The organism is Streptomyces sp. SCL15-4, assembly GCF_033366695.1.
Classification (GTDB): domain Bacteria; phylum Actinomycetota; class Actinomycetes; order Streptomycetales; family Streptomycetaceae; genus Streptomyces.
Window position 1 is genome coordinate 6609970 of record NZ_JAOBTQ010000001.1, and the last position, 13723, is coordinate 6623692.

Consider the following 13723-nt stretch of genomic DNA (forward strand, 5'->3'; position numbering starts at 1 on the left):
GGGGACGCCCGCCCGCGGGCGGCGGCGCCCCCTTCCTGCGCGGTCCTTGCGGTACCGGCCTACTTCTCGTCCAGGACCTCCTGGACCTTCGTCCGGACCTCGTCCGTGGCCAGGCCCCGGATGGTCAGCGTGGTGCGGCGGCGCAGCACGTCGTCCGCCGTCTCGGCCCACTCGTGGTCACGGGCCCAGACCACCTGCGCCCAGATCTCGGGGGCGTCGGGGTGGACCCGCTCGCCCAGCTCCGGGTTCTCGTTCGCCAGACGGGCGATGTCGAAGGCCAGGGAGCCGTAGTGGGTGGCCAGGTGCCTGGCGGTGTCGGCGGCCATGCGCGGGCCGGGCGCCGGGCCGTCGGACAGCAGCCGGTGGGCGACCGCGCGCGGGTTGGCGACACCGGGCAGCGGCAGCTTCTTCGGCAGCGAGGAGATCGGCTCGAAGTCGTCACCGAGCGGGTGGCCCGGCAGCGCCTCCAGCTTCTTCATGATGGTGCGGCCGATGTGGCGGAACGTCGTCCACTTGCCGCCGGCGACGGACAGCATGCCGCCCCTGCCCTCGGTGACCACGGTCTCCCGCTTGGCCTTGGCGGTGTCCCCGGGGCCGCCCGGCAGCACCCGCAGACCGGCGAACGCGTAGGTGATCAGGTCGCGCCGGAGCTGCTGGTCCCGGACGGAGAACGCGGCCTCGTCCAGGATCTGGGCTATGTCCTTGTCGTTGACGGACACGTCCGCCGGGTCGCCCTCGTACTCCTCGTCGGTGGTGCCGAGCAGCAGCATGTCCTCCCAGGGGAGGGCGAAGGTGATGCGGTACTTGTCGATGGGCGTGGCGAGCGCGGCCTTCCACGGAGAGGTGCGCTTCAGGACCAGGTGCGCGCCCTTGGACAGGCGGATGGACGGCGCCGCGTTCGGGTCCTCCATCCTGCGCAGGTGGTCGACCCACGGGCCGGTCGCGTTCAGCACCAGACGGGCGCTGACGCCGAACTCCTCGCCGGACAGGCGGTCCTTCAGCTCCGCGCCGGTCACCCGGCCCCGGGTGAAGCGCAGCCCGGTGACCTCGGCGTGGTTCAGGACGACCGCGCCCGCCTCGACGGCCGCGCGGACCGTCATCAGCGCCATGCGCGCGTCGTTCATCTGGTCGTCGCCGTACACGGCCACGGCCTTGAGGTTCTCGGTGCGCAGCTCGGGCACGTCCTGCGCCGCCTTGGCCGGCGACAGCAGGTGGCCGACGCCGTCGCCGAACGCCGACAGCGCGGAGTAGGCGAAGACACCCGCGCCGAGCTTGGCCGCGCCGTGCGGGCCGCCCTTGTACACGGGGAGGTAGAAGGTGAGCGGGTTCGCCAGGTGAGGGGCCACCTGGCGGGAGACCGCACGGCGCTCGAAGTGGTTCTCCGCCACCAGCTTCACCGCGCCCGTCTGCAGGTAGCGCAGACCGCCGTGGAGCAGCTTGGAGGAGGCGGAGGAGGTGGCACCGGCGAAGTCGCCGGCGTCGACCAGCGCCACCCTGAGCCCGGACTGCGCGGCGTGCCAGGCGGTGGAGATGCCCAGGATGCCGCCGCCGATCACAAGAAGGTCGTACGACGCCTTGGCGAGCTGCTCCCTGGTCTCGGCCCGGCTCGGGTTCGAGCCGGAGGCCGGGTGCGTCCCCAGGGCAGGTACGGACTGCAGGGTGGACTGACTGGTCATGTGGGGTACTTACTCCTCGTCAGAGCTGACTGAGCCGGTCGGACCGCTCAGCTCTCGTCCTCGAGCCAGCCCATGGTCCGGTCGACGGCCTTGAGCCAGTTCTTGTACTCACGGGCGCGGGTCTCCGCGTCCATGCGGGGGGTCCACTCGGCGGCCCGGCGCCAGTTGGCGCGCAGGTCGTCGGTGCTGGACCAGAAGCCGACGGCGAGACCGGCGGCGTAGGCGGCGCCGAGGCAGGTGGTCTCGGCGACCATCGGCCGCACCACCGGTGCGTCCAGGACGTCGGCCAGGGTCTGCATCAGCAGGTTGTTGGCGGTCATGCCGCCGTCGACCTTGAGGGTCACCAGCTCGTCGCCGGAGTCCTTCACCATGGCGTCGGCGATCTCCCGCGTCTGCCAGGCGGTGGCCTCAAGGACGGCGCGCGCGAGGTGCGCCTTGGTGACGTACCGGGTCAGGCCGGCGATCACCCCGCGCGCGTCGGAGCGCCAGTGCGGGGCGAACAGGCCGGAGAAGGCCGGCACGAAGTAGGCGCCGCCGTTGTCCTCGACCGAGAGCGCGAGCGTCTCGATCTCGGCGGCGGTGGAGATCAGGCCCATCTGGTCGCGCATCCACTGCACCAGCGAGCCGGTGACGGCGATCGAGCCCTCCAGGGCGTACACGGTCGGCTGGTCGCCGATCTTGTAGCCGACGGTGGTGAGCAGACCGGCGTAGGAGTTGATGATCTTCTCGCCGGTGTTCATCACCATGAAGGTGCCGGTGCCGTAGGTCGACTTGGTCTCGCCCTCGGAGAAACAGCACTGGCCGAACAGGGCCGCCTGCTGGTCGCCGAGCGCGGAGGCGACCGGGATGCCGCCGAGCAGCTCGCCCAGCCGGCCGCCGGTGATCTCGCCGTAGACCTCGGCGGAGGAACGGATCTCGGGCAGGATCTGCTCCGGCACGCCGATGGACTCGCAGATCTTGTCGTCCCACCGCATCGTGTGCAGGTTCATCAGCAGGGTGCGGGAGGCGTTGGTGACGTCGGTGACGTGCCGGCCGCCGTCGACACCGCCGGTCAGGTTCCAGATGACCCAGGTGTCCATGGTGCCGAAGAGGATGTCGCCGGCCTCGGCGCGCTCGCGCAGGCCCTCGACGTTGTCGAGCAGCCAGCGGGCCTTGGGCCCGGCGAAGTACGACGCGAGCGGCAGGCCGGTCTCCCGGCGGAAGCGGTCCTGGCCGACGTTGCGGCCCAGCTCCCGGCACAGGGCGTCGGTGCGGGTGTCCTGCCAGACGATGGCGTTGTGGACGGGCTCACCGGTGTTCTTGTCCCACAGCACGGTGGTCTCGCGCTGGTTGGTGATGCCGATGGCCTTGATGTCGTCCCGGGTGATGCCGGCCTTGGCGATGGCACCGGCGACGACCTCCTGGACGTTGGTCCAGATCTCGTTCGCGTCGTGCTCGACCCAGCCCGGCTTGGGGAAGATCTGCTCGTGTTCCTTCTGGTCGACGGCGACGATCCGGCCGTCCCGGTCGAAGACGATGCAGCGGGAGGAGGTCGTGCCCTGGTCGATCGCCGCGATGAAGGGGCCTGCGGTGTGGGCGTCGGTCACTGTGTGCTCCTGGAAGTCCGTGGTGAGGGGGCTGTGCGTACGGCGTGTGCGCGAAGACTCGGTGCTTTCCGCACGCTTCCTAGGCGAAGGCGAGGTTGTAGACGCCTGCTGCGATCGCGCCGCCGGCCAGCGGGCCGACCACCGGGATCCAGGCGTAGGACCAGTCGGAACCGCCCTTGTTGGGCAGCGGCAGCAGGGCGTGCACGATGCGCGGGCCCAGGTCGCGGGCCGGGTTGATCGCATAGCCCGTCGGACCGCCCAGCGACAGACCGATCGACACCACCACGAGCGCCGTGATCAGACCGCCGAGGACGCCGAGGCCGTTGCCCTGGTCGTTCAGGCCCTGGGTGAGGATGGCGAGGACCAGCACGAAGGTGCCGATGATCTCCGTGGCGAGGTTCTGCGCCACGTTGCGGATCTCCGGACCGGTGGAGAAGATCCCGAGGACCGGTCCGGCCCCCTTCTCCTGGGCCTCGACGGCCTTGGCCGAGGTGGCCTGCGCGCCCGGACCGCCGACGATCTCCTTGTCGGTCAGGTGGGCGAGGAACTGGCCGTAGTAGGTGACCCAGACCAGGACCGCGCCGATGAGGGCGCCCAGCAGCTGGCCGGCGAAGTAGGTCGGAACGTTGCTCCAGTGGCCGTCCTTGATGGCCAGGGCGACGGTGAGGGCCGGGTTGAGGTGCGCGCCGGACAGCGGTCCGGAGAGGTACGCGGCCGTCATGACGGCGAAGCCCCACCCGAAGGCGATGGCGAGCCAGCCGGCGTTACGGGCCTTGGAGGCCTTCAGCGTGACGGCGGCGCAGACACCGCCGCCGAGCAGGATGAGTATGGCGGTACCGATGGTCTCGCCGATGAAGATGTCGGAGCTGGACACCCGCGACTCCTTTGTCCTTCGTCCAGGGGTAGCCGAACCCCGGGTCCCTCCGGTGGTTCTGGCGCCCTCGTGGGTGAGAGCGATGCCGGCCCTTGGCGTTGTCACACTCTAGCGCGTATTGCCGGTAGGTGTTCGACAATGCCGACCGATGGACGGGAGTCTCGCTTCGGCGTTACGCGTGCGTCAAGAGTTCTTCTATCCAAAACAGGATCGTTATTGATCGCTGCGGGTTATCGACCTTCGTGGCTGGACGTACGATATCGAGATTTTTGTCCGTTTTAGGGTAGGTCGGCAGCCGGAACGCCGCCCGGCGCTCCGGCTGTTTTCCGTCGTCCTGTCACTCGTCCCGGCCACGACCCGCCGCGGTGCCTGCGGAGGTGCGCGGGGCGCTGCCCGCGGGGCGCCTGCCGCGCTTGCCTGCCGGATGCGACGCCTGCCGGCGGCGCCTCAGAACCGCCCGGCGCCCAGGTCCCGGGAGACCGCGCGGGCACAGTCCCGCACCGCCGCGATCAGCTCCGGACGCAGCTCGCCCTCCCGGCACAGCCGTTCCACCGCGCCGGTGATCCCGACCGCGCCCACCGGCATGCGGCGCCGGTCGTGGATCGGCGCGGCGATCGACGCCACGCCCTCCCAGGTCTCCTCCACGTCGGCCGCGTAGCCCCGCGCGCGCGTGAGGTCGAGAAGGCGCTCGAAGCCGGCGGCGTCGCACACCGTACGGTCGGTGAACGGCTTCCGCTCGGCCTCCAGCGCCTCGCTGTGCGCCACCGGGTCGTACGCGGAGAGCACCTTGCCCAGCGCCGTGGAGTGCAACGGCTGCATGACCCCGATCTCCAGCACCTGGCGGCTGTCGTCGGGCCGGAAGACGTGGTGCACGATCAGCACCCCCTGCTGGTGCAGCACCCCCAGGTGCACGCTCTCCCCGCTGGAGCGGGCCAGGTCGTCCGTCCACACCAGGGCCCGCGCGCGCAACTCGTGCACATCGAGATAGGTGGTGCCCAGGCGCAGCAGCTCCGCGCCCAGCTGATAGCGGCCGGAGGTGTCGTCCTGCTCCACGAACCCCTCCTGCTGGAGAGTGCGCAGGATGCCGTGGGCGGTGCCCTTGGCGAGGCCCAGCGACGAGGCGATGTCCGACAGCCCCAGCCGCCGCTCGCCGCCCGCGAGCAGCCGCAGCATCGCCGCCGCCCGTTCGAGCGACTGGATGTTCCGTGCCATCGCCGTCCTGCCTCCGTCCCCTTCGACTGCGTACACAGCAGTCACCGTTCGGCAATGCCGAACACTACCGGTCCATGCCGACCTCCCGCTAATGGTCGGACGGCACCTGTTACATCACACGAGGTCCAGGCGTCGCACCAAGGCCACGCACGTCCGTCTCGTGGACGTGGTGCCCATCCAAGCCCACTCCCGGTTACCCTGACGCCGTGCGGCAAGCCCCGCCCGTCGGGGGAAGCTGCATAGCCGACAGCCGTCGCATCCCAGGGAGCCCTTACATGGCCTCGTCGCCAACGTCCCCTTCCGCCGACAGCCGGGCCCGTGTGTCCGCGCTCCGTGAGGCGCTCGCCACTCGTGTGGTGGTCGCCGATGGAGCCATGGGCACGATGCTCCAGGCCCAGGAGCCCACTCTTGAGGACTTCGAGAACCTCGAGGGCTGCAACGAGATCCTGAACGTCACCCGTCCCGACATCGTCCGTTCCGTGCACGAGGCGTACTTCGCCGTGGGTGTGGACTGCGTGGAGACCAACACCTTCGGGGCGAACCATTCCGCGCTCGGTGAGTACGACATCGCCGGGCGGGTGCACGAGCTGTCGGAGGCGGGTGCCCGGGTGGCGCGTGAGACCGCCGACGCGTTCACCGCGCGGGACGGCCGGCCGCGCTGGGTGCTGGGCTCCATGGGCCCGGGCACCAAGCTGCCCACCCTCGGCCACGCCCCCTACACCACCTTGCGCGATGCCTACCAGCGCAACGCCGAGGGCCTGCTCGCGGGCGGTGCCGACGCGCTGCTGGTGGAGACCACGCAGGATCTCCTCCAGACCAAGGCGGCCGTCCTGGGTGCCCGGCGCGGTCTGCAAGCCCTGGGCCTGGATCTGCCGGTGATCGTGTCCGTGACGGTGGAGACCACCGGCACGATGCTGCTGGGGTCGGAGATCGGTGCGGCGCTGACCGCGCTGGAGCCGCTGGGTATCGACATGATCGGGCTGAACTGTGCCACCGGTCCGGCGGAGATGAGCGAGCACCTGCGCTACCTGGCCCGCAACGCGCGTGTCCCGTTGTCCTGCATGCCCAACGCGGGCCTGCCGGTCCTGGGCAAGGACGGCGCGCATTATCCGCTGTCGGCGCCGGAGCTGGCCGACGCGCAGGAGACCTTCGTGCGCGAGTACGGCCTTTCCCTCGTCGGCGGCTGCTGCGGCACCACCCCGGAGCATCTGCGCCGGGTCGTGGAGCGTGTGCGGGGTCTGACGCCGCCGGAGCGTGATCCGCGTCCCGAGGCCGGTGCCGCTTCCCTGTACCAGTCGGTGCCGTTCCGTCAGGACACCTCCTACCTGGCCATCGGCGAGCGCACCAATGCCAACGGGTCGAAGAAGTTCCGTGAGGCGATGCTGGAGGGCCGCTGGGAGGACTGTGTGGAGCTGGCGCGGGAGCAGATCCGCGAGGGCGCGCACATGCTGGATCTGTGTGTGGATTACGTGGGCCGTGACGGTGTGGCGGACATGGAGGAGCTGGCGGGCCGTTTCGCGACCGCTTCCACGCTGCCGGTCGTGCTGGACTCCACCGAGGTGGAGGTGATCCGGGCGGGCCTGGAACGGCTGGGCGGCCGTGCGGTGATCAACTCGGTGAACTACGAGGACGGCGACGGGGCGGACTCGCGGTTCGCCCGGGTCGCCGGGCTGGCGCGGGAGCACGGTGCGGCGCTGATCGCGCTGACCATCGACGAGGAGGGCCAGGCCCGCACCCCGCAGAAGAAGGTCGCAATCGCCGAGCGGCTGATCGCGGACCTGACGGGGAACTGGGGCATCCGCGAGGAGGACATCCTCATCGACACCCTCACCTTCACGATCTGCACGGGCCAGGAGGAGTCCCGCAAGGACGGTGTCGCCACGATCGAGGCGATCCGCGAGCTGAAGCGGCGGCATCCGGCGGTGCAGACCACGCTGGGCTTGTCGAACATCTCCTTCGGCCTGAACCCGGCCGCGCGGATCCTGCTGAACTCGGTGTTTTTGGACGAGTGCGTGAAGGCGGGACTGGACTCGGCGATCGTGCACGCGAGCAAGATCCTGCCGATCGCCCGGTTCAGCGAGGAGGAGGTCACCACCGCCCTCGATCTGATCTACGACCGCCGCTCGGAGGGCTATGACCCGCTGCAGAAGCTGATGCGGCTGTTCGAGGGTGCCACGGCGAAGTCGCTGAAGGCGGGCAAGGCCGAGGAACTGGCGGCGCTGCCGCTGCGGGAGCGGCTCAAGCGGCGGATCATCGACGGTGAGCGCAACGGCCTGGAGGCCGACCTCGACGCGGCGCTCGAGGACCGGCCGGCGCTGGACATCGTCAACGACACCCTGCTGGACGGCATGAAGGTCGTCGGTGAGCTGTTCGGCTCCGGGCAGATGCAGCTGCCGTTCGTGCTGCAGTCGGCGGAGGTGATGAAGAGCGCGGTGGCCTATCTGGAGCCGCACATGGAGAAGTCGGACGCCGAGGGCAAGGGCACGATCGTGCTGGCCACCGTGCGCGGGGACGTGCACGACATCGGCAAGAACCTGGTCGACATCATCCTGTCCAACAACGGCTACAACGTGGTCAACCTCGGGATCAAGCAGCCGGTCTCGGCGATCCTGGAGGCCGCCGAGGAACACCGCGCGGACGTCATCGGCATGTCCGGCCTGCTGGTGAAATCCACCGTGATCATGAAGGAGAACCTCCAGGAACTCAACCAGCGCAACCTGGCCGCCCGCTTCCCCGTCATCCTCGGCGGCGCCGCACTGACCCGCGCCTACGTCGAACAGGACCTGCACGAAATCTACGACGGCGAGGTCCGCTACGCCCGCGACGCCTTCGAGGGCCTGCACCTGATGGACGCCCTCATCGGCGTCAAACGCGGCGTCCCCGGCGCGAAACTCCCCGAACTACGCCCCCGCCGGGTCCGCGCCACGGCCGTCGTCGAAGCCGAGGAGAGCCCGCGGCAGGGCGCCGTCCGCTCCGACGTCGCCACCGACAACCCGGTACCGGAGCCTCCCTTCTGGGGATCTCGCGTGAGCAAGGGCATCCAGCTGAAGGAGTACGCGAGCTGGCTGGACGAAGGCGCGCTGTTCAAGGGCCAGTGGGGGCTGAAGCAGGCCCGCACCGGGCAGGGCCCGAGCTATGAGGAACTGGTGGAGAGCGAGGGCCGGCCCCGGCTGCGGGGCCTGCTGGACCGCCTCCAGAGCGAGAGCCTCCTCGAAGCGGCCGTGGTCTACGGCTACTTCCCGTGCGTGTCCAAGGACGACGACCTGATCATCCTGGACGAGCACGGCAACGAACGCACCCGCTTCACCTTCCCGCGCCAGCGCCGGGGCCGGCGGCTGTGTCTGGCCGACTTCTTCCGCCCCCAGGAGTCCGGCGAGAGGGACGTCGTCGGTTTCCAGGTCGTCACCGTCGGCTCGCGCATCGGCGAGGAGACCGCGAAACTGTTCCAGGCCAACGCCTACCGCGACTACCTCGAACTGCACGGCCTGTCCGTGCAGCTGGCGGAGGCACTGGCGGAGTACTGGCACGCGCGGGTACGGGCCGAACTCGGCTTCGCCGGCGAGGACCCCGCCGGCATCGAGGACATGTTCGCCCTGAAATACCGCGGCGCCCGGTTCTCCCTCGGCTACGGCGCCTGTCCCGACCTGGAGGACCGCGCCAAGATCGCCGCCCTCCTCCAGCCCGAACGCATCGGCGTCCACCTCTCCGAGGAATTCCAGCTCCACCCCGAACAGTCCACCGACGCCATCGTGATCCACCACCCCGAAGCGAAGTACTTCAACGCACGGTGAGGCACGTCTCACTCGGCACACTGATCGGATAAGTCGTAGACTGGTCGGTCCACCGCAGGCCGGTTCCCCGCCGGGGAACCGGCCTGGCCGTCCCTCAAGGAGGTGCGCCCGGATGACCAGTACGGTCCCCGCGCCAGGAACCCGTACGGCCGAAGGATCCGCCCTGCAGGCGGTGCTGCTCGACATGGACGGCACCCTGGTGGACACCGAAGGCTTCTGGTGGGACGTCGAGGTGGAGGTCTTCGCCTCCCTCGGGCACACCCTGGACGACACCTGGCGCCATGTCGTGGTCGGCGGTCCCATGACCCGCAGCGCCGGCTTCCTCATCGAGGCGACCGGCGCCGACATCGGCCTCGCCGAACTCACCGTGCTGCTCAACGAGGGCTTCGAGAGCCGGATCGACCGGGCGCTGCCGCTGATGCCGGGCGCCGCCCGGCTGCTCGCCGAACTGCACCGGCACGAGGTCCCCACCGCCCTGGTCTCCGCCTCCCACCGGCGCATCATCGACCGCGTGCTGTCCGTCCTCGGCCCGCACCACTTCGCCCTGTCCATCGCCGGCGACGAGGTCTCCCGCACCAAGCCCTTCCCGGACCCGTATCTGCTCGCCGCCGCCGGACTCGGCGCGGAACCCGCCCGCTGCGCCGTGGTCGAGGACACCGCGACCGGGGTCGCCGCGGCCGAGGCCGCGGGCTGCCGGGTGGTCGCCGTCCCCTCCGTCGCCCCCATCGGCCCGGCCCTGGGACGCACCGTCGTCTCCTCGCTGGAAGAGATCGACCTGGCATTTCTGCGCGGCATGATGACGGCAGCGCGCTAGCCCTTCACCCCAGGTGTTCCCCGCCCGCGGAACCCGGCGAGCGCGAAGCGCGCCGACCGCCCGGACACAATTCCCGGGAACGTACACCCGGACGGAATGCGCCCGGCGCCGTCCGGCCGAATTCAATCGCCCGGCACCACCGCCGCAAGTGTGACGTTCGACACTCCAAAGGGTCTCGACAACGTTGACCACACGTGCTGACCGGCCCCGGTCGAGCGGTCCGGGCGGGACCTTGTGTCCCGATTGATGGGAAGCTGCACTAATCCTGCCGCTGTCGGGTTTTCGGTGTGTCCGCGACCGGCTCCCCTGCGTGATGACGGGTCAACTCACGCGGCCGTGAACCCCCCTGCGGGTGCGGACTAATCTCATCGCGAGAACACCGCCGAGAACCCCCGTGATCCCTCGCACCACCCCTGCATGCGGGATACACGGACCCCGAACAGCTCTGGAGAAACTCCCGCATGAACCGCAAGACTTTGGTGCTGCCGGCGGTGGCCGGCCTGCTCACCCCGGTTCTCGCCGCGTGCGGCGGATCCGACAGCGGGAGCAAGAGCGGTGACGCCATCGTCGTCGGTACCACGGACCAGTTCACGGCCACCCAGGCGGCCCCCGCGCCCCTCGACCCGGCCTACGCCTACGACGTCGGCACCTGGAACATCCTGCGCCAGTCCGTGCAGACCCTGATGGCGCAGCCCAAGGGCGAGGGCGAGCCCGTCCCGGACGCCGCCGAGAGCTGCTCCTTCACCGACAGCGGCAGCGAGCGCTACGCCTGCAAGCTGCGCGAGGGCCTGAAGTTCGCGAGCGGCGACCCGGTGACCGCCGAGGACGTGAAGTACTCCATCGAGCGTGCGCTGCGCATCGACGCCGACAGCGGTGTGTCCGCCCTGCTGAACACCATCGACACCATCGAGACGCAGGGCGACCGTGACGTCGTCTTCCACCTGAAGACCGCCGACGCCACCTTCCCCTACAAGCTGTCCACTCCGGTCGCGGGCATCATCAACCCGAAGGACTACCCGAAGGACAAGCTCCGCGAGGGCTTCGAGATCGACGGTTCCGGCCCGTACACCTTCAAGGCCGACGTCAAGGACGACGCCATCGCGACGGCCACCTTCACCAAGAACCCTTCGTACAAGGGCAATGTGACGGTGAACAACAGCCAGGTCGAGCTGCGCTCCTTCGCCGATGCCGACGCCATGGGCGACGCGATCGACAAGGGTGACATCGACGTCATGACCCGCACCATGTCGCCCGCGCAGATCCAGAAGCTGGACACCGGCGACGACGGCAAGGTCGACCTGGTCGACATGCCCGGCCTGGAAATCCGCTACCTGGCCTTCAACACCGACGCCACCAGCGTCAAGTCCAAGGCCGTACGCCAGGCCATGGCCCAGCTCATCAACCGCGGCGAACTGGTCTCCAAGGTCTACGGCACCCAGGCCGAGCCGCTGTACTCGATGGTCCCGGCCACCGTCACCGGCCACTCCAACTCGTTCTTCAACAAGTACGGCAACCCCAGCGTCGCCAAGGCCAAGGACCTGCTCGAGAAGGCCGGCATCTCCACCCCGGTGAAGCTGACCCTGCACTACACCACCGACCACTACGGTTCGGCCACCAAGCAGGAGTTCGAGATCCTGCAGAAGCAGCTCAACGACAGCGGCCTGTTCGACGCCACCATCGAGGGCCACCCCTGGAAGACCTTCCGGCCCGCCGAGCAGAAGGGTGCGTACGACGTCTACGGCATGGGCTGGTTCCCCGACTTCCCCGACGCCGACAACTTCCTCGCGCCCTTCCTGGACAAGGACAACTTCCTCGGCTCGCCGTACAACAACAACACCGTCCAGCGCTCGCTGATCCCGCAGTCCCGCCGTGAGGCCGACCGGCTCGGCGCTTCCAAGAGCCTGACCGAGATCCAGGACCGCGTCGCCGACGACGTTCCGATCCTGCCGCTGTGGCAGGGCAAGCAGTACGTCGCCGCGCGCGACGACATCACGGGCGCCGCCTACGCCCTCAACTCCTCCTCGACGCTTCAGCTGTGGGAGCTCGGCCGCGGCGTGAGCGGCTGACGGCTCCCGACACCCGGGGCCGCGGAGCACGCGGCCCCGAGGCCCGGGACCAGGGACGGACGGACCCGGGCTGACGAACCGACGACAAGGCACTTCGAGTGAACCTGCGCAACCAGTGGCCGGTCCTGCCCCTCGCGGCGGGGCTGGCCTCCGGCCTGTTGACCGGCTGCGGATCCGAGACCGGTGACTCCGGGGGCACCGGCGCCTCCGTGGTGGTGGGGATGTCCGACGACGTCCTCGCCACGGACCCGGCGGCCGGCTACGACCCCGGCTCATGGCTGTTGTTCAACAACGTCTTCCAGTCGCTGCTCGGCTTCCCCAAGGGCGCGACCGAACCCGAGCCCGAACTGGCGAAGCAGTGCGGCTTCACCGACACCCGGGCCATGGTCTACAAGTGCGAGCTGAAGGACGGCCTGAAGTTCAGCAACGGTGACGACCTCACCTCCGCGGACGTGAAGTTCTCCTTCGACCGCATGCTGAAGATCGACGACCCGGCCGGTCCCGCCCTGATGTTCCCGATGCTCGACAAAGTCGAGACACCGGACGCCCGGACGGCCGTCTTCCACCTGAAGGTGCCCGACGCCACCTTCCCCAGCAAGATCGCCTCCGGCGCCGGCTCCATCGTGGACCACCGCCAGTACGACGCGAACGCCCTGCGCACCGACCACCAGGCGGTCGGCTCCGGCCCCTACAAGCTGGACTCCTTCGACAAGGACCAGGCCGTCTTCTCCGTGAACGGCAACTACCAGGGCACCGCCAAGATCAACAACTCCGGCGTCACCCTGAAGTTCTTCCACGGCGACCGCACCGCGCTGAAGGACTCCCTCCTCGACGGCGGCGTCGACATCGCCTACCGAGGCCTGACCGCCACCGACATCGCCCAGCTCGACCAGCAGGACGACAGCAAGGGCGTCGAGGTCATCGAGGGCACCAGCGCCGAGGTGCAGCACCTGGTCTTCAACATGAAGGACCCGGTGGCCGGCAAGCTCGGCGTCCGCAAGGCCATCGCCTACCTCATCGACCGCGACGCCCTGATCAAGGACGTCTACCAGGGCACCGCCACCCCGCTGTACTCGATCGTCCCGGCCGGTGTCGCGGGCCACAACACCGCCTTCTTCGACACCTACGGCGCCCGCCCCTCCCAGGCCAAGGCCGCCGCCGCGCTGCGGGCCGACAACATCACCGGCAAGGTGAAGCTCACCCTGTGGTCCACGCCGTCCCGCTACGGCCCCGCCACCGACGAGGAGCTGAAGGCCATCGCCGAACAGCTCAACGCCAGCGGCCTCTTCGACGCCGACGTCAAGTCCGTCGCCTTCGACCAGTACGAGAAGGACATCGCCGCCGGCAAGTACGGCGTGTACGTGAAGGGCTGGGTGCCGGACTACCCGGACGCCGACAACTTCACCGCCCCCTTCTTCGGCAAGGGCAACGTGCTGGACAACCACTACGACAACCGCGCCATCACCGGCTCCCTGCTGCCCGGCACCGCCGCTCAGAGCGACCGCTCGGCCACCGACAAGGACTTCGGCAGGCTCCAGGACATCGTCGCCGACGAGCTGCCCGTCCTGCCGGTCTGGCAGGCCAAGCAGTACGCGGTCGTCCACGACGGCGTCTACGGCCTGGAGTACTGCCTGGACGCCTCCACGGTGTTCCGGTTCTGGGAACTCAGCAAGAGCAGCTGACACCCCACACGACGAGGGCGCC

General features: G+C 69.4%; 8 protein-coding genes. 4 read left to right on the forward strand and 4 right to left on the reverse strand.

The window, feature by feature from the left end; genetic code table 11:
• Positions 1–59 precede the first annotated feature (59 nt).
• The 4 genes from SCK26_RS29685 to SCK26_RS29700 all read right to left on the reverse strand — a co-directional run bounded on the left by SCK26_RS29685 (position 60) and on the right by SCK26_RS29700 (position 5348).
• Positions 60–1676 (reverse strand): glycerol-3-phosphate dehydrogenase/oxidase, encoded by a 1617-nt coding sequence (locus SCK26_RS29685; RefSeq protein WP_318204413.1) that lies wholly within the window; start codon positions 1674–1676, stop codon positions 60–62.
• A gap of 47 nt (positions 1677–1723) precedes the next feature.
• Positions 1724–3262, reverse strand: a complete 1539-nt coding sequence (gene glpK / locus SCK26_RS29690; protein ID WP_318204414.1) for a glycerol kinase GlpK — start codon at positions 3260–3262, stop codon at positions 1724–1726.
• 79 nt (positions 3263–3341) lie between these two features.
• Positions 3342–4136: an MIP/aquaporin family protein gene (locus SCK26_RS29695; protein WP_318204415.1), complete on the reverse strand. Its 795-nt coding sequence runs from the start codon at positions 4134–4136 to the stop codon at positions 3342–3344.
• A gap of 447 nt (positions 4137–4583) precedes the next feature.
• Complete coding sequence (locus tag SCK26_RS29700; RefSeq protein WP_318204416.1) at positions 4584–5348, reverse strand: IclR family transcriptional regulator; 765 nt, start codon at positions 5346–5348, stop codon at positions 4584–4586.
• Positions 5349–5623: 275 nt separating this feature from the next.
• Between SCK26_RS29700 and metH the strand changes: the two genes are divergently transcribed.
• From metH to SCK26_RS29720, 4 genes are all read left to right on the forward strand, one after another.
• On the forward strand, positions 5624–9139 hold the full coding sequence (gene metH / locus SCK26_RS29705; RefSeq protein ID WP_318204417.1) for a methionine synthase: 3516 nt from the start codon (positions 5624–5626) through the stop codon (positions 9137–9139).
• Positions 9140–9251: 112 nt separating this feature from the next.
• Complete coding sequence (locus SCK26_RS29710) at positions 9252–9953, forward strand: HAD family phosphatase (RefSeq protein WP_318204418.1); 702 nt, start codon at positions 9252–9254, stop codon at positions 9951–9953.
• Between the two features lie 461 nt (positions 9954–10414).
• Positions 10415–12019 carry an ABC transporter substrate-binding protein gene (locus tag SCK26_RS29715; RefSeq protein WP_318204419.1) on the forward strand — a complete coding sequence of 535 codons (1605 nt, stop codon included), beginning with the start codon at positions 10415–10417 and terminating at the stop codon, positions 12017–12019.
• 98 nt (positions 12020–12117) lie between these two features.
• Positions 12118–13701 (forward strand): ABC transporter substrate-binding protein, encoded by a 1584-nt coding sequence (locus SCK26_RS29720; RefSeq protein ID WP_318204420.1) that lies wholly within the window; start codon positions 12118–12120, stop codon positions 13699–13701.
• The last annotated feature ends 22 nt before the right edge of the window (positions 13702–13723 follow it).

Excerpts from the sequence above, each read along its gene's own strand:
- SCK26_RS29685 (WP_318204413.1), bottom strand. The coding sequence starts at position 1,676 with ATGACCAGTCAGTCCACCCTGCAGTCCGTACCTGCCCTGGGGACGCAC.
- SCK26_RS29700 (WP_318204416.1), bottom strand. The coding sequence starts at position 5,348 with ATGGCACGGAACATCCAGTCGCTCGAACGGGCGGCGGCGATGCTGCGG.
- metH (WP_318204417.1), top strand. The coding sequence starts at position 5,624 with ATGGCCTCGTCGCCAACGTCCCCTTCCGCCGACAGCCGGGCCCGTGTG.
- SCK26_RS29710 (WP_318204418.1), top strand. The coding sequence starts at position 9,252 with ATGACCAGTACGGTCCCCGCGCCAGGAACCCGTACGGCCGAAGGATCC.
- SCK26_RS29715 (WP_318204419.1), top strand. The coding sequence starts at position 10,415 with ATGAACCGCAAGACTTTGGTGCTGCCGGCGGTGGCCGGCCTGCTCACC.